We start from the raw sequence: 19,350 nt of genomic DNA on the forward strand, positions 1-19,350 counted from the left end.
GGCACAGCCTGCCACGAACGGAGGCGTGTCGGCTCTCGGTGCTCGTCGGTTTCCCGCGGCGCCACCGGCGTGCTCTGGACGCCGATCAGGTGTCGGGTTCGGACTCTCGACGGTCGAGTTCGCGAATCGATCCGGTGTCGAGGGCTTCGAGGTGGTCGGCGCCGCCCATCGACTTGACGAGGCGCTGGAGTTCACGCAACCGATCGTCGACGAGGGCTGGTGGAGCGCCGGCGGCGACGAGGTCGGCGATCTCGGTCGCGGCAGCCCGCGCCTCGCTCAACACGGCGTGGTCGAGCGGGACGGTCGGGTCTCGATGGAGGTCGGGGTCGGCGAGGAAGGTCTCGCACACGGTGAGCTCGATCAGCGATTCGAGCGTGGCCGACGGGTCGCCGATGCCGGTGTCGTCGGCGCGGATGAGCCGCTCGGCCACGTCGCCGCCTCCGTTGACGATGCGCGACACGATCGACCGGGTGGCCGAGCTCCACCCTTGCGCCGCCGCCATCGACCCGGCAACGAAGCCGAGGACCACGGTGAGCTGCTGCACCAGCGTCCGGCTCGCTGCTGCTCGGACTTCGGCTTCGAGACGTTCGTTCTCCGCTCCGTCGGTGAGCGCGAGGGCGAAGTCGCCGACATCGGACAGGTCGAACGGGGAGCCGGGCAACTGGCTGAGGATCGCCATCGAGCGGACCGCTCCGACCAGGACCTCGGCGGCGTCCGGGTCGTAGAGCAACGCGCCGAGCAGGTCGATGAACTCCTCGGACGTGACCCGGTGCGGGGGCCGGATCGCCACGTCGTCACCGGGTTCGAGCGAGTCGACGAACGTCGGCAGATACCGAGCGACACCGGCGGCGATGACGACGGAGAAGGGAGGTGGAAAGCCCTGTTCGAACAGGCGTTGGTTGGCGAAGGCGACGAAGTGCTCCAGCGCCGTGAGGCCGTCGTCGAGTCGCGACGGGTCGTCGACGGGATGCCTCATGGCGATGTCGATGAACTCGGCGGCGAGGTCGGCGTCGATCAACGGCCACTGGATCAGCTCGCGGAGTGCGGCGCGGTCGACGACCACGCCGAGTGCCAGATCGGGGTGGGGCAGGAGCGAGCGCAACAGCAGTTCCGCAGCGTGGGCGGCGTAGCGCGACTCGAGGTCGTCGACGTGGGAGGTGGCCTGGAGCAGCTCGATCGCCATCGCCTGGATCATCGGCGGTGGGAACGCCGCGCACCCGGCCGCGATGGCGAGGAGCGGGTTGGCGGGGGCACCCGCGACGATCTCGTCGGCGAGCGCCGGGTCGGCGGTGACACGCGACGCGAGTTCGTCGGCGAGCGCGGCGAACTCGATCCAGAACGGGTCGTCGAGATCGGGGCGGAGGTCGTCGTCGTGAGGGAGCTTCCTGTCGAGGCGATCGAACTCGGCGAGGAGTTCGGCGATCGACCAGTCGTCGTAGGGGCCGGGAGCAGCGGGGCCGCCGCCGCGGTCGTTGGGGTGGCGGACCCGGTCGACGGTGACAGTGGGGGTGCGGAGGCCGCCCGACAACGGGTCGAGCCGCTGGACGGTGGCGATGGCGGGCAGCCAGTGCGCGTCGAGGACGCGGTGCAACGCCCCGATGGCACCCGCCGCTCCGTCGGCGGCCGGATCGGGAGACCGGAGTCCGAGGAGTGCTCCGACGGCCCAGAGGGTCTCGCACCGGAGTCGTTCGATCCGCGCCGGGTCGTACGACAGTGCGCCGCTCACGAGAGGACCGCCGCTGCAGCCAGTTCGAGTTCGTCGGCCTGCTGGTCGAGCAGCCAGGCATGGCGACGCAGTTCCTCGGCGGTCTCGTGGATGCGGTGCTGTGCCTGGTGCAGGAGCTGCAGGCATTCCTCGGGTCTCGGTCCGCGCCAGGTGTCGACGGTCGCGTGGCGTTCGAGCGACATCGCCGGTGTGCATTCGATCTGCTCGGCGAAGCGGCGGAGGCGGTGCGCTCGTTGGCGCAGTGCGGTCGACTGGTGGTGCGTCATCGGACTCCCTGGACGGATCGGCGTGGCGGACGGGTGCAGCCATCCAGTGGGTCGTCGGACGTCGAGAAGGGAAATCAGGCGAGGTCGAAGGTCGCCAGACGGTGGGGGAGGCCGGTCGCTCCGGTGACGAACTCGGGCCCCGAGATGACGAAGCCGTGCTTCCGGTAGAAGCCGAGTGCCGTGACCCGAGCGTTGGCCCAGACGTCGGTGGCCCCGATTCGTCGAGCGTGTTCGATCCCGGCCTCGAGCAGCGCGGACCCCACGCCGCGTCCGGCCTCGTCGGGGTCGGTGGCCATGCCGCGCAACTGCACACGACCGTCGACGAGGAGCCACGTCGACACACCGATGACGTTGCCGTCGGCGATCGCAGCGAAGTGCGTCGTGGTCGGCTCGTGGTCGCCCGGCCAGTCGAGGGTCGGGTTCGCCTCGCCGGCCCGCAGTACTCGCCGCCGCAGGTCGTGGGTCCGGTCGGAACTCACGGCGACCACCTTCACCGCTGGCCTCCCGTCAGCTCGTCGATGGAGACGACGCGGTCGGCGATCGCATCGGCTTCGTCGACGTCGTGCGTCACGAGGATCGCCGTGGTCTCCGACTCGTGCAGCAGGCGATGGAGATCGACCACGAGTTCGTCGTGGAGTTCGCGGTCGAGTCCGGTGAGCGGTTCGTCGAGGAGCACGACGCTCGGCTCGGTGACGAGCGTGCGGGCCAGTGCGATGCGTTTCGCCTCGCCGCCCGAGAGTTCGGTGACCCGCCGCCGTTCGAAGCCGGGCAGGCCGACGCGTTCGAGCCAGTCGGCGGTGCGCGCTCGCTGCTCGGCGGGAGCGATGCCGGCCATCTTGAGACCGAACGCGACGTTGGTCGCCACGTCGCGGTGCGGGAACAGTTGGTTGTCCTGAAAGACCATCCCGACACCTCGCCGATGCGTCGGGACCCGGGTGACGTCGGCGCCGTCGATCAGGACGCGCCCGCTGTCGGGCGGCACGATGCCCGCGATCACCCGCAGCAGGGTGCTCTTGCCGCTGCCTGATCGGCCGAGCATGGCGATCACCTCGGAACGGTCCGCCGTGAGGGAGACCTCGTCGAGGACCTGGACGCCGTCGAACGACACGGACACGCGATCGACCTCGATCACTTGCGCCGCCCGGTCGTGATCTCGTGACTGCGGTCGACGACGAGCACGATGACGACCGTGATCGCAGCGAGCAGCGTCGCCAAGGCGTAGCCCTTGGCCTGGAGCAGCGATCCGGTGCGTCCGAGCAGGCGTTCGATGGCGATCGGCAGTGTCTCGCCACCGCTGCGTGACAGGAAGCTGGTGGCGCCGAACTCGCCGAGTGAGATCGCGGCGGCCAGCGCGGCCGCGACGGCGAGCGGACGCCACAGATGTGGCACCACGATCTCGCGCCACGCCGTGATGGGCGCCGCGCCGAGCGTTGCCGCAGCGTGGGAGAGTTCGGGATCGACCGACCGCAGGACCCCGAGCGTGGTGCGGACGACGAACGGCGTGGCGACGAGCGCATGGCCGATCGGCACCAGCCACCACGATGCCCGCCAGTCGACGGGGTCGGTGTCGAACGTGATCAGCATGCCGAACCCGATGGTGACCGCTGAGGTGCCCAACGGCAACATCAAACCCGCGTCGAGGAAGCGCCCTGCCCGCCCCGACGCCGCGATCGAGAGACTCGCGAGCGCTCCGATCACCACGGCGAACCCGGTGGCCCAGGCAGCGGTGCGCAGCGAGTTGACCAGCGAACCGATCGGGTCGAGGCCGAGGCTGATCCCGGGTCGGATCTCGGCGGAGCCCAGCGTGCGCCACGCTTCGAAGGTCCAGCCGGTCGGTGTTGACACCGACTTCACGACGAGCGCGAGGAGGGGGACGACGGCCACGATCGCGGTGGTGGTGGCGATGAGGGCGACCGCTCGCCGCTGCCAACGATGCCGAGGGCGCGTGGGAGCGGAGAGCGATTCGAGGTCGAGTGCTCGACTGTGCCGACGCTGCACGATCGTCGACCAGGCGGCCAGGAAGCCGAGGATCGTCAACTGGAGGAGTGCGAGCACGGCGGCTTCACCGATCTCGCCGAGCTGGGTGGCTCGCCGCCACACCTCGACCTCGATCGTGCGAGTGCCGGGAGCGGCCAGGATCCTCACCACGCCGAACGACGTGAACGTGAAGAGGAACACGACCGATGCGGCGGCGGTGAGGGCGGGGCGGATCAGTGGCAGGGTGACCTCGCGAAACGCTCGGAGTGGGCTGGCGCCGAGCGTGGCGGCGGCGTGCTCCATGTCGGCGGGGAGTTGTTCCCACACCGCGCCCACGGTGCGGATGACGACGGCGAGGTTGAACACGACGTGGGCGGCCAGGACCGCCCAGACGGTTCGGTCGAGCGAGTCGGGAAACAACGCGAGGAACGCCGCGCCCATCACGACCGTCGGCATCACGAAGATGGCGGTCAGCACGCTGACGAGTGCCCGGCGGCCAGGGAAGTCGAAGCGCGCCACGGCCCACGCCGGTGCGAGTCCGAGCACGATGGTCACGACGGTCGACGCAACGGCCTGCCAGGTGGTGAACCAGAGGATCCGCCAGGTGCGGCCGCGCTCGAACGTCGACCGGATCGACTCGGCGTCGACCGCCTCGATCATGAGGACGACGAACGGCCAGATGTAGAAGAGCGCGAGCGCGGCGGCCGGCACGATGCCCAGCGCGAGTGGGTGGAGCCGGCCGCCGCGGGGCACGTGGCTAGCCGAGCACCAGGTCGGTCCACTCGTCGAGCCACGCCGAACGGTTGGCGTCGACGGCGTCGGGGTCGACGCTGCGGCTCGATTCGGGGATCACGGCGTAGTCGTTGAACGCCGCGTCGAGTTCGACCTCGCTGTTCGTCGGGAACACGAACACGTTCATCGGCAGTGTGGCCTGGAACTCGGGGGTGATCATGAAGTCGACCAACTGACGGGCCTCGTCGGGAGCATCGGTTCCGGCGAGGACACCGGCGAACTCGACCTGACGGAAGCAGGTGTCGTCGATCACGCCGGTCGGGGCAGCGTCGAGTTCGGTCTCGGCGAACAGCACTTCGAACGGCGGCGACGAGCCGTAGCTCACCACGAGCGGCCGGTCGCCTCCGGCGTAGCTGAACTGCTCGTAGTACGCCGAGGTCCAGCCGTCGACGACGGCGACACCGTTGTCGACCAGGCTGCTCCAGTAGCTCTGCCAGCCGTCGTCGCCGAACTCGTCGATCGTGGCGAGCAGGAAGGCGAGGCCAGGCGACGAGGTCGCCGGGTTCTGCACGACGAGCAGGTCCGCGTACGTCGGATCGGCGAGATCGGCGAGGGCCGTCGGCGGGTCGATGCCGAGCGCCTCGAACGCGCCGATGTCGTAGTTGACGCACACGTCGCCGAAGTCGACCGGGGTCGCCTCGCCGTTCGGAACCAACGCCGTGAACTCGTCGGGGATCGCATCGAGTCCGGTCGCCACGTGTGGCTCGAAGATCTCGGCGTCGAGTGCGCGTGACAGGAACGAGTTGTCGATGCCCCACATCACGTCGCCTTCGGGGTTGCCGGCGGTGAGTTCGGCCTTCGAGAGCATCGTGCCGGTGTCGCCGGCGATGAGGATCTCGACGTCGATGCCGGTCGCGGCGGTGAATGCGTCGAACTGTTCGACGATCGGGCCTTCGGTCGGGAACGACTCGTAGGCGACGAGGGTCACGCCGGCCGGGTCACTCGCGTCGGTGGCGTCGGTCGTGACGGTCTCGTCGGCGGTGTCGGTCTCGTCGGTCGTGACGGTCTCGTCGGTCTCGTCGGTGGTGGGGGTGGCGTCGTCGGCGTCGCTGCCGCACGACGCGGCGAGCAGTCCGGTGGCGACGAGCGCTGCGGTCAGCCTGGGGAGGTGGGTCATCGTGTTCCTGTCGTTGTTGCTGGTCGGGGGAATGGGAGTGGCAGAGCGTTCAGTCGGTCGTGGACTCGACCAGGGGATGGTCGAAGACGCTCAGCACGCCGCTCGAGATGGAGATCGAGACGTCGCCGGCGGCGTCGGTGACCTCGTTGCTCACGCCGAGCCCGACGACGGGTTCGAGTCGGATGCCGTCGAGGGGCCAGCGGACGCCACTGATCGACACGCCGTCACACGGGCGGCCGAGCACGAGGAGCGAGAGAGTCGATTCGGGTGTGAGCGAGAGTGTCCGGCGGCTCGGGCCGTGCATCACCTCGATGTGCTGGCCGTTCCACCAGGCGTCGATCCGGGGGATCGAGGTGGCGGCCGGCGCGGCGAGTGAGCCGATGGCGGCGATGGTGTGATCGAGGCGGTCGCCGCCACCGATCATGGTCAGCCAGGCGGGTGCCATCCCAGCGGCGAACGCCACGGCGAGTTCGGTGTCGGTCTCGTTCTTGTCGGCGGGATGGCGGGAGATCGTGGCGTGCTCCTCGGCCCACGCCCGACCGTCGTCGCTGACCGAGTCGAGGTCACCGATCAGTCCGTTGGGTCGGAGACCGGCGGCGAGCGCGTGGTCGAATCCGCTGTCGACACCGAGCACGATGGCCGCGTCGGGGACGAGTGCGGCGACGCGCTCGGGGATCGGTGTGGCCCCGGTGACGATGACGATGTGGTCGTTCACGTGCTTCTCGACTTCCTACGCCGGCATGATCCGGATCAGGTTCTCGGGTCGGTGACAGCGTGTCACCCTCTCAGCTCGTCGTTCCACGAACTCCCCGTCGGTTGGTTCTCTGAACGCTACCCGCTGAACGTCTTGACCGACAGTGCGACGATCGAGACGCAGAGCATCGCGATGATCGCACGGTCGAACCCGGCCGACGAGACCCGGTCGCGGATGCGGGTGCCGAGGGGGATCGCGGCGAGCACGGGAATGCACGCGAGGAGTGAGGGTGCGACTCGGCCGGACAGTTCGCCACTCGCCACGAGCACGGCGAACTGGGCGGAGCCGCTGACGAGGAACAGTGAGGTGACCGACACGATGTGCGCTCCGCGGCTCAGCCGGTAGCTGTGGATCCACGACCCGACGATCGGGCCCGAGATGCCGATCGCGCCTTGGAAGATGCCGGCGACGCCTCCCGCGATGGGAGCGAAGCGTTTCGATCGAGCCGGTTCGATTCGGAAGTCGGGACGGGCGAAGAAGTTGACGATGTAGGCGACCGTCGCCACGATCAACATGATCACGAGCGGTTCGTCGGGCAGTCTGATGAACGCGATGGCGCCGACGATCGCGCCGCCGACTCCCGCCACCGCCAGGATCGGGAGGTCTCTCGTCTCGGGGAGGTGTTCGCGTTCGCGGACGGCGAGGACTCCGTTCGCGAGCATGTTGGCCAAGGCGATCGTCACCACCGCGTCGTCGAGGTCGACGAAGAGGGCGGCGATCGGAATCGAGATCAGCGGGAGCCCCATGCCGGTGATCGCCTTCACGGTCGAGCCGACGACCACCGCGGCGAGCACGATCGCCAGTTCCGTTCCGGTCATCGGCGGCAGCGTAGGGCCGCTCGTTCACGACGTGTTGATGTTGCTGTGCGACACTCGTTTCGTGGCTCTGATCGGACAGCTGACCGACACGCACGTGCTTGCGCGCGACGACCAGGAAACGGAGGTGTTCGTCGACAACAACGCTCGGCTCGTCGACGCGGTGGCGTCGATTCGCGCCGAGACGACACCGGTCGATGTGCTGATCGGAACAGGTGATCTGGCCAACAGCGGCCATCCGGCCGAGTACGAGGCGCTGTTGGAGTTGCTCGAGCCGCTCGACGTGCCGTTTCTCGCGCTCGGCGGCAACCACGACGTGCGCGAACTCCTCCGGTCGTCGTTCCCCGGCACGCCGTGGGTCGACGCCGAACACGCCAGTTGGTCGACCGTCGTCGCCGGTGTGCGGCTCGTCGGGCTCGACTCGACGACGCCCGGTGAGCACGGGGGCCGTCTCGACGAGGAGCGTTGCGACTGGCTCGACGGCGTGTTGCGTGCCCCGTTCGACGGCCCGACCTTGTTGGCGATGCATCATCCACCGTTCGCATCGGGCATCCGGTGGATGGACATGCACGGCTTCCCGGGCCTCGACCTGCTCGACGAGGTGCTCACGGCGCATCCGGTCGACCGAATCCTCTGTGGGCATCTGCATCGACCGATGGCGTCGACGTTCGCCGGTGCGCCGGCGCAGGTCGGCATGTCGACAGTGCAGCACGTCGCGCTCGATCTGCGTCCCGACGCGCCGGTCGCGGTGATCGACAACCCGGTCGGGTACCAGCTGATCGACGTGCGCCCCGACTCGATCGTCGCCCACTCGCGCTACATCCGCACCGCCGCGCCCGTCATCCCGGCGTGGGCCTCGGAGTTCGACCAGTGAACGCAACCTGGTTATTTCCATCCGGGATGGAAATAACCAGGTCGGTCAGGCGGGTGGGGTGCGGTGCGCCCAGGGGTGGGCGTGTTCGAGTTGGGCCGCCACGTTGAGGAGGAGGTCTTCTCGGCCGTAGGCGGCGACGAGTTGGACGCCGATCGGCAGGCCGGAGTCGTTCCAGTGCAGGGGCAGGCTGATGGCCGGTTGTCCGCTGGCATTGAACGGCGGCGTGAACGACACGAACGCTCCAGCTCGTCGCATGCCGGCGAGCGGATCGCCGGGCTGGGCATCGTGTTCGCCGATGCGGACCGGGGGTTCGGACAGCGTCGGCGTGAGCAGGAGGTCCCAGCCGTCGGCCCACCACGACTGGATCGTGCGGCGGTACTGCGCGACGGCTCCGAGCGCGGCGCCGTACTCGACGCCCGACACCCGTGCGGCGTACTCGGCCTGCACCCAGTTGACGGGCTCGACCTCGTCGGCGGTGAGCTCTCGGCCGAGTGCGTCGCCGAGACGGGCGATGCCGAGCGCCATGTTGGTCGCCCACATCGCCATGAAGCGCGCCGAGAACGACGCGTCGGACAGCGCGTCGGGGAACCCCGGCTCGACGTGATGGCCGAGGCCGTCGAGCATCGTGGCCGCGGACCGGACCGCGTCGATGCAGTCGGCGTGCAGCGGCTGCCCGAGCGGGTGGGTGTCGAGCAGCCCGATGCGGAGCTTCGGAACGTCGTTGCCGACCTCGTCGGCGTACGGGCGGGTGGGAGCCGGGGCGATGACGTTGTCGCCGACGCCCGGGCCGGCCACGGCGTCGAGCAGTCGAGCCGAGTCGCGGACCGACCGGCTGACGGCGAAGTGCACGCTCAGCCCGGATTCGTCGCGCTCGGGACCCATCGTGATGCGCCCGGCCGACGGCTTGAGGCCGACGAGGCCGCAGCACGATGCCGGGATGCGGATCGACCCGCCGCCGTCGGACGCGTTGGCGACCGGCACCATGCCCGATGCCACGGCAGCCGCGGCACCGCCGCTCGAACCTCCGGGCGTGTGGTCGGTCGACCAGGGGTTGCGGCTCGGCCCCCACGCGACCGGCTCGGTCACCGGGAGCGAGCCGAGTTCGGGGCTGTTGGTGCGGCCGAGCGTGACGAGCCCGGCATCACGGAACCGGGCGACGAGTTCGGTGTCGTGATCGGAGATCGGCATCGCCTCGCGCAGTGCGGCGTTGCCGTTGGTCATCGGGTGCCCTTCGGAGTGGGCCCACAGATCCTTGAGCAGGGTCGGCACCCCGGCGAACGGTCCGGAGAGTTCGCCGGCGGCGGCCGAGCGAGCATCGTCGAACCATCGGATGTTGACCGCGTTGAGCGGGCCGTCGAGTTGCTCGATGCGCTCGATCGCCGCGTCGACCAACTCGATGGCGCTCACTTCTCCATCGGCGACGAGCCGAGCCTGCTCGGTCGCGTCCATCCATCGGGTCTCGTTCGCAATCTCTGACATGCGAACTGGTTAGCAGACCGCCGAGGGGTCTCAGGCCGCCGTGCGGTACGACCGGGAGCGGACCAGCGTGCCATGACGCTCGACGATCGTGCCGACGGTGAACGTGCGACAGATCTCGTCGATCGCCTCGACGTGCTCGTCGATGATCTCGTCGATCTCGGCGGCATCGGGGCCGAGGAGGTCGAGCCATCCGTCGCGCTCGAGCGAGTCGCGAACGACGTCGCGCAGATCGTCGAGCGTGATGAACGGGCGATCGACGACCATGGCCGTGGTGGTGGCACGGCTGCTCGCCAGACCGGGAAAGCCGCGGCTGCATCCGCAGTCGTCGGGAGTGTGGCACTGCGCCACGATCGGGGTGACCAGTTCGCCTTCGACGGTGAAGGAGTAGTCGCCGTCGGCGGTGGACTGCAGTTCGTTGGTGGCAATGAGGACTCGCATGGCTCGATGATGCGCAGAGCCCTGTGACAGGGTTGCGGAATGGCCGCTGACGAGGGACTTCACGACAATCCACTGCAACGGGGAGACATCGTGTTCGAACACGGCGTGATCTTCCAGTACGCGTATCTGGTCAACGACCTGCGCGCCACGATCGAGGAGTGGGACGCGCTGTTCGGTGCCGGCCCGTTCGTCATCACCGAGCATCACAAGACCGACACGTTCGACTACCGCGGCACCACCCACGAGGCCGACGTGTCGTACGCGTTCGGTTACCTCGGCGACATGATGATCCAGTTCATCGTGCAGCACGACGACACCCCGTCGATCTACCGCGACATGTACGCGGCGGGCGAGACCGGCTACCACCATCTCGGCATTCTCTGCACCGATGTGCGGGCGGAGGTCGATCGCCTCGGGGCCGCCGGTTTCGAGTGCGGTACCTTCCTCCACGCCGACGGTGTCGACGCGGCCTACGTCGACACGCGCTCCGTCAACGGGGGCTTCACCGAGTTCCACGGCACGCCGCCGCGCATCATCGACGCCTTCGCGGCGTGGCGCACCGCCCACGCCAACCGCAAGCCGGGCGACTCGCCCTTCCTGGTTCGCTGAACCGTCAGACGGTGACGGCCTTCTCGACCCGGCCGTCGGCGTGGCGGGCGAAGCGTTCGCCGTCGTGGCCGTGCGTCGGGTCGGGCCGATCCCACGGCCAACCACCGAACTGCGTCGCCCGGTAGTCGGCGAAGGCTTGGCGGATCTCGGCCTCGTCGTTCATCACGAACGGACCCTGTTGCGCCACGGGCTCACCGATCGGTCGGCCCTGCATCATCAGCAGTTCGACGTGACCGGTCGACCGCAGCGAGATGGCTCGCTGTGCGTCGACGACGGCGCCGGTCGACCCGTCGACCGATTCGTCGTCGATGGTGAGTCCGTCGCCGTCGAACACGTAGAGCACACGCACGGTGTCGGCACCGGCGGCTGCGGGCATCGTCCACTCCGAGCCGGGCTCGAGCACCACGTGCCAGAGTGCCACGTCGGCCTCGGGGCGCGACGCCCACGACGAGGGCGGCGGCGACGGCGGTGTGTGCCCGTCGAGCTCGCCGGCGATCACCGTGATCGTGGCCGCGGGTGAGTTGGAGTCCTTCTGCACGACGACGCGGGGGATCTCGTGGTCCCAGAGCATCGCGAAGTGCGGCTCGACCATCTTGTCGCTGGCGGGAAGGTTGATCCAGATCTGGAACATCTCCATCGTGTTCGGGCCGTCGGGGTCGACGAGCGGGAACATCTCGGCGTGCTGGATGCCGGCACCGGCCGTCATCCACTGGACGTCACCACGTCCGTAGCGGGCGGCTGCGCCGAGGGAGTCGGCGTGGTCGATCAGACCCTGGCGGACGAACGAGATCGTCTCGAAGCCACGATGCGGGTGCTGCGGGAAGCCGGGCACCTTCGAGCCGTGGTACATGCGCCAGCCGTCGGTGGGTTCGAAGTCGTTGCCGATGCTTCGGCCCGAGAGGTCGGCAGCGGGTCCGAGTTCACCATCGGACGCGGGGTAGTGGTCGAGATGGTGGACGCAGAAGAGGAAGGGATCGACGGTCGCCCATTGGAAGCCCAGGGGGACGGTCTGCAGGATCGGCGATGTCATGACTCAATGATACTTGCGGGCGCAAGCTTTTGCACGCGCGTCGGGAGTTCGCCGAAGTAGCGGTGAGCGTGGCGGGCGGTCGACTTCACGACGTAGGCGTTGAGGCCGTAGCCGAGCGCGGCGCCGATGCCGAACGGCACCATGCGCCCGAGCGCCAGCGCCCCTCGGCGTGTGCCGTAGCGGGAGAGGATCATGTAGCCGAGGCGATTGTTCATTCGGCGCACGGTCTCGGCCGGGATCCGCTGCGACGACGACGAGTTGACCTTGACGCCCATGTCGCGGGCGAGTCGTGCGACCTTCGACGCCGCGCTGTCGCCGTACGTGAGGATCGACAGCACCCACAGTCGACGCTCGTCGGTCGGGGCGTCGTGGTGGCCGTGGAGCGCGGCGATCGTGAGGATCAGGTCGGACAGGCGAACCGTCGACCAACCGAGTTCGGCGACGAACGCCGCGGTCGACGTGGCCACGCCGACGCCGGGCACCGCCGCGGTGCCGCCCGCCGCCGCGCCGGCCAGGCCGAGTTCTCGTCGGAACGACTGCGTGACCTCGACGACTCGTTCGTCGGGCGTCGCTCCCGTCGCTCTGCTGGCCCGCTCGACCGCCGGCCCCCAACGCTTCTCGACGCCCTCGTCGACGGCATCGAGCACTCGCTGCCCGAGCTTCGCTTCGGCCGGTGACGCCATCTCCTCACCGTATCTGCGCACCGACACCGGATTCTCGGTCGCTCGCGGGTGTTCCACAGGTGCTGCGCCGACTGATCCGGTCGCTCGACCCGGATGCCCAGCACGCCGCATCATGATCATCATCGTCATCGTCATCGTCATCATCGACGCGCAACTAAAGGTTGCATCGGGGTGTCGCCTGTGCGACAATGACGCAACCAAAGGTTGCACAAAGGAGCACACGCATGAATCACGAGACGATCGAGCGGTACGTCGAGATCGACGCCACGCCGGAGACGGTGTTCGAGGTGATCACCGACCCCGAGCACGTCCGGCAGTGGTGGCCCGACGACGCGAACTTCGAGCCTGCGCCGGGAAGCACCGGCCATCTGGTCTTCGGCGACCCGTCGTCGCCCGATGCTCAAGTCCCGCAGATCACGATCGTCGCCGTCGAGGCCCCGCGCCTGTTCTCGTTCCGCTGGGTGTACCCCGACGGTGAGGCTGCGATCCCCGGCAACTCGCTGCTCGTCACGTTCGAGCTGTCGCCTCGGGGGTCGGGCACGGTCCTGCACCTGAGCGAGACCGGCTTTGCCGACAAGGGTTGGGAGCCGGAGGTGGCCGAGGCCGAGTACGGCGACCACTGCGCGGGCTGGGATCACTTCCTCCCGCAACTCGTCGACTATGCCCCCACGGTCGGGGCGAGGGCATGACCACCGACATCGACGACGACCTGTGGTCGGCGATCGGCGAACCGACACGTCGGCGCATGCTCGACCTCCTGCTCGCCGATGGCTCCGCAACAGCGACGAGTCTCAGCGAACGGCTCCCGGTCACTCGCCAAGCGGTCGCCAAACACCTGGGTGTGCTCGACCGCGCCGGCATCGTCCGCAGTGTTGCCGAAGGACGTGAACGCCGGTTCCGAATCGACGACCGCCAGTTCGCTCGAGCGGTCGACCAGCTCACCACCGTCGGTCACGCCTGGGACGGCCGACTCCGACGGATCGCACGGATCGCCGAGCAGGTCGAACGCGAGAAACACACCGACACCCCGACAGACCACGAACAGACCAACGAAGGAGACATCCCATGAACACCATTCATCACCGCATCGGAGCGCTCACCGAGAGCACCGAACCCGTCTACGAGGCCTTGACCACCATCGACGGACTCGCGAACTGGTGGACCGTCGACACCACCGGCGATGCATCGATCGGCGGGAAGATCGAGTTCCGGTTTCCGCCCGGCGGCTTCGACATGGAGGTCGTCGAGCTCGAGCCAGGAGCCTTCGTCCGCTGGCGGGTGGTCGACGGACCACCGGAGTGGATCGGGACCCACATCGAGTTTCGGCTGTCCCGCAGCGACGGGTACACCATCGTGAACTTCGCCCACACCGGTTGGGCCGAGCCCGTCGAGTTCCTCTCCCACTGCAGCACGAAGTGGGCGACGTACCTGCTCAGCCTCAAGCAATACGCGGAGACCGGCACCGGCTCCCCGTCGCCAGACGACGTCCAGATCAGCGACTGGGACTGAGCGCATGGTGCTGGCAGATCGCAGAGGTGTTCCGGCTGGGTCGGGTGGTTTTGTGCGTGGTGTTCAGGCGGTCGCTGCTCGGTTGGTCGGTCGGTAGCGGAGGTTGATCTCCTCGACGCGATCGCCGTTGACGAACTCGAGCGGAACCGGCGACCCCGCCGGATTGTCGTGGAGTCGGATGCCGTCGCCGAGCAGCACCGGGAGGACGTGGAGGTCGATCTCGTCGAGCAGGCCACGTTCGAGAAGCTGGCGGCCGATCGTCGGGGACAGGACCTCGACGTTCTTTCCGTCCGCGGCCCGACGGGCGATGTCGACGGCCTCGGCGACGTCGCAGTCCAGGAACGTCACCCCTTCCGCAGGTTCGGCATCGTCGGGATGATGTGTGAGCACGAAGATCGGCCCGGTCCATTCGCCGCCGTACACGCCGCCGGGGTCCGGGAACATGTCCCAGCCGGTTCGCCCACCGAGCACCGCTCCGGTCGTCGACGTGTACTCGGCGATGAGACCGGCTCGGTTGGTTGCGTCGGGCATCCAGTCCATTCGATGACCCGGGCCGGCGACGAAGCCGTCGAGAGACATCGAGAAGTGCCACAGCACCTTGCCGGTGGCGGATTGCGGGGTCGTGTCATGCACGGCGTACTCCTGTTCGTGTGGTGAGGATCTGGTGTGGACGCGAGACGCGCTGTATCGCAGCACGTCTCGCAGGAACTCGCGACGTGTGGATGGTCATGCGAGGAACTCTTGGAGGTGGTCGAGGGTGCGTTCGTGGCCGTTGCGGTAGCCGTCGAGCATGGCCGCGCCGACGAGCGAGGTGACCTGGACGTCGATCGACACGGTCGTCGTGAGGCCGTCGGTCTCGAGGCGCCAGCAGGTCGTGTCGACCGCCACGGGCGTGTCGTCGCGGTCGATCTCGTTCGTCGTGACGAACGAGTGAGGTGCGTGGATTGCGCGGTATCGAGTCGTGACGCGATTGGCGAGATCGTCGGGCGGCCCGCATCGGTACTCGTCGATGCCACCGGCCACGAAGTCGTTGGCGCCGTACTCGACGACCTCACCCTTCGGGACCGACCACACGGAGCGCTGGGCGACGTCGGCGTAGGCGTCCCACACCCGCTCGAGTGAGGCGTCGAGGACGCGCTCGATGTGGAAGGTCGCGCCGACGACGGAGCCGTCACCAACCGGATTCCGGGCAGCGTCGGGGTCGAGGAGGATGACCTGGTTGCCGTCGGGGTCGGTGGCGATCGCCAAGCGGCCGCCGCCGCCGTCCTGGATGCCGCTGTGTTCGATGGCTTCCCGGTCGAGACGCTCGACCTCGTTGTCCAGATCGGTGAGCCCGAGAATGACGGTGGACGTACCCGCTCGATCGGAGTCGTGGAACACCTGGAGGCCGTGGGTGGGGCCGAAGCGCCACTCGATCAGGCCGTCCATCGGTCGGGTACTCGGCGCTGCGGCGAGCAGTCGCGCGTACCACGCCTCCGCGGTGGGCAAGTCGGTCACCGCCGCCTGGGCCAGCGTGAGGCTGATCATGTGGGAGTTCCTCTCGATCCGGACTGATTGCGAATTGCAATCACCTCAAGTTAGTGAGGCTGGTGGTACTTTGCAAGCAGTGAGTGTGACGAGAAAGGATCCACGTTCGGGCTGTGCGATCAACGCCGCCGTCGAAGTGATCGGCGACCGATGGAGTCTGATCGTGCTCCGCGACATCATGTTCGGCGACCGCCGACACTTCCGAGAGTTGCAGCGCAACAACGAAGAGGGAATCGCGTCGAACATCCTCGCCAGTCGCCTTCGCGACCTCGTCGACCACGGACTGCTCACCCGCGACGACCCCGGCCGAGGTCGAGCCGTCACGTACTCCCTGACCGATCCGGCGATCGAACTCGTCCCGGTGCTCGCCGAACTCGGCTGGTGGGGTCTCCGGCACCGCCCGACGACCGACGCCCTGCGAATCCGAGCCCAACTCCTCTATGAAGGTGGCCGACCGATGTGGATCGACTTCATGAGCGAACTCCGCACGCGCCACCTCGGAGCGCCGCCGACCGTCGACGGCGCACCGTCGATCGTCGAGCGACTGAATCGCGCCGCCGAAGACCTGGCCTGAACCGACGGCGGAGAGGCGATCGCCCGATCCAGCGTGAAGTCTGGGGTGTCGGCCTCGATGCTCGCAGAAATCCCCGATCTGCCAGCAAGATGTCTGGACAAACGAACAGGTGTTCGATAGAATGGGGCCATGTTCTCCTCCCGGATCGAGTGCTTGGTCGGCATGTCCGACGGCGGCCTCGACCAGCGGCTGCGGGAGCTCGAACTCGAACGGCGAGCCCACGACGCCGAGCTCATCGCAGCGATCCTCGTCGCCGAACAGCGAGGCCTCTACGGCCGGGACGGGCACCGCACCATGAACGCCTACCTGCGGGCCACGTTCAACTGGTCGAACACCGAAGCCGGGCGGTGGCGGGCACAGGCCCGGGCCGTCGGTGCCATCGCCGGCGTCGGCGACGCTGTGCTCACCGGTCGAATCGGAGCACCACAGGTGAGCGAGTTCGCCAAAGCGCACTCGAACCAGAGAGTGCGCGACGCGCTCGACGAACTCGCACCGTCACTGATCGAGCACGCCGAGCAACTCTCGTTCCGCGACTTCCAGATCGTGATGCAACACGTCGTGAGGCTCGCCGACGCCGACGGCGCCGAACGAGACGACGCCGAGGCGATCGACGGGCGCACCGCAACGATGGCGGAGGTCGACGGGTCGCTCTACCTGCAGGCGACCGGCGGCGATGCGATGAGCACCGCCGAGATGCTCGCCATCCTCGATCGATTCGTCGAGCGCGAGTTCCGTGCCGATGTCGAGCGCTCGCCCGAGGGAGGCGAGCTGCCGCGCACCGGTCGGCAACGGCGCTTCGATGCGATTCGCACCATCTTCCTCACCGCGAACGAAGCACTCGACGCAGGCCTGCCGGCGGGCCGATCCCCCGAACCACTCGTCAACATCGTGATCGACGACGCCACCTGGGCCCGCATGCTCGCCGACGAACGCATCTCGGCCGACACCGCCATCGACGGTCAACCGGTCGACCCGTTCACCGGCCTGGCCAACCCGAGCGGGCTGCTCGCCGAACTGATGAACGACCCCGACGAGCTGCTCGCCCGGCGCTGCGAAACCACGACCGGCGTGCGAGTCAGCGCCGAACACGTCCTCAGAGCAGCACTCGCCGGCCACGTCCGCCGAGCGGTGGTCGACGCCCGGAACGTCACCGTCGACTTCGGACGCAAGCAGCGACTCTTCACCGGGCCGGCACGCGATGCGGCGTTGCTACTGCTTCGCTCCTGCGAGCACCCCGGCTGTCTCGTCGCAGCCGACGTGTGCCAGGTCGACCACTCGACCGAATGGGCCGACGGTGGCAGCACCGATCAGCGCAACGGCGGAAGCCGATGCGGCAGCCACAACCGAGAACGACATCGTCGACGATGGCCGGTGCGGCGGGCCACGAACGGCCGCAACTACACGCTGCGCGACGACGGCACCGTGATGCTGCCGGTCGGCTGCCGAATCCCCAGGTTTCCGCGAACCAGCGACGACGAAGCTGACGACGCGGGTGACGACATGGTCGCGATCCCGATGTTCCGAACACACATCGATCTGGTCATCGGCAGATGAAGAGACCCGTGTCCTTGGTGATCGTCATCACGTCGTCGTTCGCGGCGAACACGTCGGCGATCGCCGTTCGGAGTGCATCGAGCGTCTCGGCGTCGGCGCTCTCGCCCGGCGGCGTCGAGCACATGTAGTCGACGACGTGTTGCGGCTCGGTGCAGCGCAACTCGTCGTGATGCTGCAACCATCGCACGTCGTCGAACCGGGCCCGCAGCAGTGCGAAGCCCGAGTCGGCGCCGAACACTTCGGTCGTCAGATCGGTCGTCGCCTCCCCGAACACCTCGGCGCGAATCGCCCGGACCTCACGCATGTGGCGCACGCCGTTGGTCGCAGCGACCACCACACCGTCCGGCGCCACCACGCGACCGAGTTCGGCCACACCGGCCGACGGATCAGGAAGGTGGTACAGCATGTGATTGGCGACGACGAGGTGCTTGCTGCCGTCGTCGAACGGCAGGCGTTGCAGGTCGGCGACGCGACCCGAGACCGAGCTGAACAAGCCGGTGGACGACACCCGCTCGACCGCTTCGTCAACCATTCCCTGCGACAGATCGGTGAGCTCGATCGAGACGCCGGACGGCACGGTGTGGTCGCCCTGTGCCCACAACCAGCCGGCACCGCAACCGACCTCCAACACGCTGGCACCAGCGGGGATGTCGAGGCGTTCGGCGACCCAGTCGAACCACGGGACCTCGGCCGTGCTGTAACGCTCGTGGAGTCGGGCGCGGAGCGCCAACTTCGAGGCGTCGGCGTACTGCTCGGTGCGGAGGTAGTGCTGGTCGCCGCCGGCGAAACTCGATGGTGTTGCCATGCGGCCATCCTCGCAGGGCCATATTCTCCAGAGCATGATTGCGGTGTGCCGTTCCTGAAGACGCTGTCGATCGCGCCGAAGCCGTGGGCGAAGCTGGGAGAGCATCCCTTCGACGTGCCGTCGATCGCGTCGATGCTCGAGTCGTCGATGTCGATGCGGTTCCACCCGAACGTCACGTTCTTCGTCGGCGACAACGGATCGGGGAAGTCGACGCTGCTCGAAGCGCTGGCGGTGCACCAGGGGATGAACGCCGAGGGCGGCACGAAAGGCATGCAGTTCTCCAACCGTGACGACACCGTGTCGCCGCTGCGTCATCACCTCAAGGTTCGCAAGAGCCATCACACCCCAGAAGATGCGTTTTTCCTGCGCGCCGAGAGCTTCTTCAACGTGGCGACGGCGATCGAGGAGTACGGCACGTTGAAGTGGTACGGCGGGACGTCGATGCACGACCGGTCGCACGGAGAATCGTTCATCGACCTGCTCGTCGAGCGCTTCCAGCCTCGCGGCCTGTACCTCCTCGACGAACCCGAGGCGGCGCTGTCGGTGCACGGCCAACTCCAGTTCCTGGTGCGGCTGCACGACCTCGTCGAGCAGGGGTGTCAGTTCGTCATCGCGACGCACTCACCGCTGTTGATGGCCTACCCCGACGCGACGATCTACGAGTTCGACGACGACGGTCCGGCGCCCGCCGCGTGGTCGGAGATCGACACGGTGCACGTCACCAAAGACTTCCTCGACGACCCGCAGGGCTTCATGGCCGAGCTGCTCGCCGACGAGTGAACGTACCCTTTCAATCCACCACCCGACAGCAGAAAGAACGA

Annotated in this window: 23 protein-coding genes and 1 riboswitch; of the genes, 8 read left to right on the forward strand and 15 right to left on the reverse strand. The window is 68.1% G+C overall.

Annotated elements, in window-relative coordinates; all coding sequences use genetic code 11:
• Positions 1-85 precede the first annotated feature (85 nt).
• From YM304_RS05865 to YM304_RS05900, 8 genes are all read right to left on the reverse strand, one after another.
• On the reverse strand, positions 86-1,726 hold the full coding sequence (locus tag YM304_RS05865; protein WP_015440732.1) for a hypothetical protein: 1,641 nt from the start codon (positions 1,724-1,726) through the stop codon (positions 86-88).
• Positions 1,723-1,992, reverse strand: a complete 270-nt coding sequence (locus YM304_RS05870) for a hypothetical protein (RefSeq protein WP_015440733.1) — start codon at positions 1,990-1,992, stop codon at positions 1,723-1,725. Before YM304_RS05870 ends, YM304_RS05865 begins: the two co-directional genes overlap by 4 nt.
• A gap of 74 nt (positions 1,993-2,066) precedes the next feature.
• Entirely contained in the window at positions 2,067-2,471 is a 405-nt protein-coding gene (locus tag YM304_RS22095; protein ID WP_197536933.1) for a GNAT family N-acetyltransferase, read from the reverse strand.
• An 11-nt stretch (positions 2,472-2,482) separates the two neighbouring features.
• Complete coding sequence (locus YM304_RS05880; RefSeq protein ID WP_197536934.1) at positions 2,483-3,106, reverse strand: ABC transporter ATP-binding protein; 624 nt, start codon at positions 3,104-3,106, stop codon at positions 2,483-2,485.
• Between the two features lie 14 nt (positions 3,107-3,120).
• Positions 3,121-4,722 carry an ABC transporter permease gene (locus tag YM304_RS05885; protein ID WP_015440736.1) on the reverse strand — a complete coding sequence of 534 codons (1,602 nt, stop codon included), beginning with the start codon at positions 4,720-4,722 and terminating at the stop codon, positions 3,121-3,123.
• Positions 4,723-4,726: 4 nt separating this feature from the next.
• Positions 4,727-5,878, reverse strand: a complete 1,152-nt coding sequence (locus YM304_RS05890; protein WP_015440737.1) for a thiamine ABC transporter substrate-binding protein — start codon at positions 5,876-5,878, stop codon at positions 4,727-4,729.
• Positions 5,879-5,927: 49 nt separating this feature from the next.
• Positions 5,928-6,593: a thiamine diphosphokinase gene (locus YM304_RS05895; RefSeq protein WP_015440738.1), complete on the reverse strand. Its 666-nt coding sequence runs from the start codon at positions 6,591-6,593 to the stop codon at positions 5,928-5,930.
• Positions 6,589-6,699, reverse strand: a riboswitch (TPP riboswitch). (Overlaps the previous gene by 5 nt.)
• A 10-nt stretch (positions 6,700-6,709) precedes the next feature.
• A complete protein-coding gene (locus tag YM304_RS05900) occupies positions 6,710-7,450 on the reverse strand; it encodes a sulfite exporter TauE/SafE family protein (RefSeq protein WP_015440739.1) in 741 nt (246 codons plus the stop codon).
• Here YM304_RS05900 and YM304_RS05905 point away from each other — a divergent pair.
• Positions 7,377-8,321, forward strand: coding sequence for a metallophosphoesterase (locus YM304_RS05905; protein WP_051071332.1), 945 nt, complete (start codon positions 7,377-7,379; stop codon positions 8,319-8,321). The two genes, YM304_RS05900 and YM304_RS05905, sit on opposite strands and share 74 nt — an antisense overlap.
• A 45-nt stretch (positions 8,322-8,366) precedes the next feature.
• On the opposite strand, the gene YM304_RS05910 is transcribed toward YM304_RS05905, so the two are convergent.
• Positions 8,367-9,800, reverse strand: a complete 1,434-nt coding sequence (locus YM304_RS05910) for an amidase (protein ID WP_041298052.1) — start codon at positions 9,798-9,800, stop codon at positions 8,367-8,369.
• 30 nt (positions 9,801-9,830) lie between these two features.
• The gene (locus YM304_RS22100) at positions 9,831-10,238 is read right to left on the reverse strand and encodes a DUF7715 family protein (protein WP_015440742.1); all 408 of its coding nucleotides are present in this window, start codon (positions 10,236-10,238) and stop codon (positions 9,831-9,833) included.
• Positions 10,239-10,277: 39 nt separating this feature from the next.
• On the opposite strand from YM304_RS22100, the gene YM304_RS05920 reads away from it, so the two are divergent.
• Positions 10,278-10,847 carry a VOC family protein gene (locus tag YM304_RS05920; RefSeq protein ID WP_015440743.1) on the forward strand — a complete coding sequence of 190 codons (570 nt, stop codon included), beginning with the start codon at positions 10,278-10,280 and terminating at the stop codon, positions 10,845-10,847.
• Positions 10,848-10,851: 4 nt separating this feature from the next.
• Here the strand turns inward: YM304_RS05920 and YM304_RS05925 are convergent, their stop codons facing one another.
• Together YM304_RS05925 and YM304_RS05930 are read right to left on the reverse strand one after the other, a co-directional pair.
• Positions 10,852-11,877 carry a pirin family protein gene (locus tag YM304_RS05925; protein ID WP_015440744.1) on the reverse strand — a complete coding sequence of 342 codons (1,026 nt, stop codon included), beginning with the start codon at positions 11,875-11,877 and terminating at the stop codon, positions 10,852-10,854.
• Positions 11,874-12,560, reverse strand: a complete 687-nt coding sequence (locus YM304_RS05930; RefSeq protein WP_154723324.1) for a hypothetical protein — start codon at positions 12,558-12,560, stop codon at positions 11,874-11,876. Before YM304_RS05930 ends, YM304_RS05925 begins: the two co-directional genes overlap by 4 nt.
• Before the next feature lie 224 nt (positions 12,561-12,784).
• Here YM304_RS05930 and YM304_RS05935 point away from each other — a divergent pair, with 224 nt between their 5' ends.
• From YM304_RS05935 to YM304_RS05945, 3 genes are read left to right on the forward strand one after another with little or no spacing between them, the layout of a single operon-like run.
• Positions 12,785-13,249, forward strand: coding sequence for an SRPBCC family protein (locus YM304_RS05935; protein ID WP_015440746.1), 465 nt, complete (start codon positions 12,785-12,787; stop codon positions 13,247-13,249).
• Positions 13,246-13,629, forward strand: a complete 384-nt coding sequence (locus YM304_RS05940) for an ArsR/SmtB family transcription factor (RefSeq protein ID WP_015440747.1) — start codon at positions 13,246-13,248, stop codon at positions 13,627-13,629. The genes YM304_RS05935 and YM304_RS05940 overlap by 4 nt, the downstream gene beginning before the upstream one ends.
• The gene (locus tag YM304_RS05945) at positions 13,626-14,069 is read left to right on the forward strand and encodes an SRPBCC family protein (RefSeq protein WP_015440748.1); all 444 of its coding nucleotides are present in this window, start codon (positions 13,626-13,628) and stop codon (positions 14,067-14,069) included. The genes YM304_RS05940 and YM304_RS05945 overlap by 4 nt, the downstream gene beginning before the upstream one ends.
• Before the next feature lie 63 nt (positions 14,070-14,132).
• Here the strand turns inward: YM304_RS05945 and YM304_RS05950 are convergent, their stop codons facing one another.
• Both YM304_RS05950 and YM304_RS23405 read right to left on the reverse strand, forming a co-directional pair.
• Positions 14,133-14,702 (reverse strand): dihydrofolate reductase family protein, encoded by a 570-nt coding sequence (locus tag YM304_RS05950; RefSeq protein ID WP_015440749.1) that lies wholly within the window; start codon positions 14,700-14,702, stop codon positions 14,133-14,135.
• 93 nt (positions 14,703-14,795) lie between these two features.
• Positions 14,796-15,596 (reverse strand): SRPBCC domain-containing protein, encoded by an 801-nt coding sequence (locus tag YM304_RS23405; RefSeq protein ID WP_015440750.1) that lies wholly within the window; start codon positions 15,594-15,596, stop codon positions 14,796-14,798.
• An 85-nt stretch (positions 15,597-15,681) separates the two neighbouring features.
• Between YM304_RS23405 and YM304_RS05960 the strand changes: the two genes are divergently transcribed.
• Together YM304_RS05960 and YM304_RS05965 are read left to right on the forward strand one after the other, a co-directional pair.
• Complete coding sequence (locus tag YM304_RS05960; RefSeq protein WP_015440751.1) at positions 15,682-16,170, forward strand: winged helix-turn-helix transcriptional regulator; 489 nt, start codon at positions 15,682-15,684, stop codon at positions 16,168-16,170.
• 129 nt (positions 16,171-16,299) lie between these two features.
• On the forward strand, positions 16,300-17,724 hold the full coding sequence (locus tag YM304_RS05965) for an HNH endonuclease signature motif containing protein (protein WP_015440752.1): 1,425 nt from the start codon (positions 16,300-16,302) through the stop codon (positions 17,722-17,724).
• Here YM304_RS05965 and YM304_RS05970 read toward each other — a convergent pair.
• A complete protein-coding gene (locus tag YM304_RS05970) occupies positions 17,711-18,529 on the reverse strand; it encodes a class I SAM-dependent methyltransferase (RefSeq protein ID WP_015440753.1) in 819 nt (272 codons plus the stop codon). The genes YM304_RS05965 and YM304_RS05970 overlap by 14 nt on opposite strands.
• A 45-nt stretch (positions 18,530-18,574) precedes the next feature.
• Between YM304_RS05970 and YM304_RS05975 the strand changes: the two genes are divergently transcribed.
• Positions 18,575-19,309 carry an AAA family ATPase gene (locus tag YM304_RS05975; protein WP_015440754.1) on the forward strand — a complete coding sequence of 245 codons (735 nt, stop codon included), beginning with the start codon at positions 18,575-18,577 and terminating at the stop codon, positions 19,307-19,309.
• The last annotated feature ends 41 nt before the right edge of the window (positions 19,310-19,350 follow it).

It is taken from the genome of Ilumatobacter coccineus YM16-304, assembly GCF_000348785.1.
Lineage (GTDB): Bacteria > Actinomycetota > Acidimicrobiia > Acidimicrobiales > Ilumatobacteraceae > Ilumatobacter_A > Ilumatobacter_A coccineus.

What these genes read in the sequence shown, in the direction of transcription:
- YM304_RS05970 (WP_015440753.1), bottom strand. Translation starts at nt 18,529, where the DNA reads ATGGCAACACCATCGAGTTTCGCCGGCGGCGACCAGCACTACCTCCGC.
- YM304_RS05925 (WP_015440744.1), bottom strand. Translation starts at nt 11,877, where the DNA reads ATGACATCGCCGATCCTGCAGACCGTCCCCCTGGGCTTCCAATGGGCG.
- YM304_RS05910 (WP_041298052.1), bottom strand. Translation starts at nt 9,800, where the DNA reads ATGTCAGAGATTGCGAACGAGACCCGATGGATGGACGCGACCGAGCAG.
- YM304_RS05890 (WP_015440737.1), bottom strand. Translation starts at nt 5,878, where the DNA reads ATGACCCACCTCCCCAGGCTGACCGCAGCGCTCGTCGCCACCGGACTG.
- YM304_RS05935 (WP_015440746.1), top strand. Translation starts at nt 12,785, where the DNA reads ATGAATCACGAGACGATCGAGCGGTACGTCGAGATCGACGCCACGCCG.
- YM304_RS05905 (WP_051071332.1), top strand. Translation starts at nt 7,377, where the DNA reads ATGCCGGTGATCGCCTTCACGGTCGAGCCGACGACCACCGCGGCGAGC.
- YM304_RS05920 (WP_015440743.1), top strand. Translation starts at nt 10,278, where the DNA reads ATGGCCGCTGACGAGGGACTTCACGACAATCCACTGCAACGGGGAGAC.
- YM304_RS05870 (WP_015440733.1), bottom strand. Translation starts at nt 1,992, where the DNA reads ATGACGCACCACCAGTCGACCGCACTGCGCCAACGAGCGCACCGCCTC.
- YM304_RS05900 (WP_015440739.1), bottom strand. Translation starts at nt 7,450, where the DNA reads ATGACCGGAACGGAACTGGCGATCGTGCTCGCCGCGGTGGTCGTCGGC.
- YM304_RS05940 (WP_015440747.1), top strand. Translation starts at nt 13,246, where the DNA reads ATGACCACCGACATCGACGACGACCTGTGGTCGGCGATCGGCGAACCG.
- YM304_RS05945 (WP_015440748.1), top strand. Translation starts at nt 13,626, where the DNA reads ATGAACACCATTCATCACCGCATCGGAGCGCTCACCGAGAGCACCGAA.
- YM304_RS05965 (WP_015440752.1), top strand. Translation starts at nt 16,300, where the DNA reads ATGTTCTCCTCCCGGATCGAGTGCTTGGTCGGCATGTCCGACGGCGGC.
- YM304_RS05930 (WP_154723324.1), bottom strand. Translation starts at nt 12,560, where the DNA reads ATGGCGTCACCGGCCGAAGCGAAGCTCGGGCAGCGAGTGCTCGATGCC.
- YM304_RS23405 (WP_015440750.1), bottom strand. Translation starts at nt 15,596, where the DNA reads ATGATCAGCCTCACGCTGGCCCAGGCGGCGGTGACCGACTTGCCCACC.
- YM304_RS22100 (WP_015440742.1), bottom strand. Translation starts at nt 10,238, where the DNA reads ATGCGAGTCCTCATTGCCACCAACGAACTGCAGTCCACCGCCGACGGC.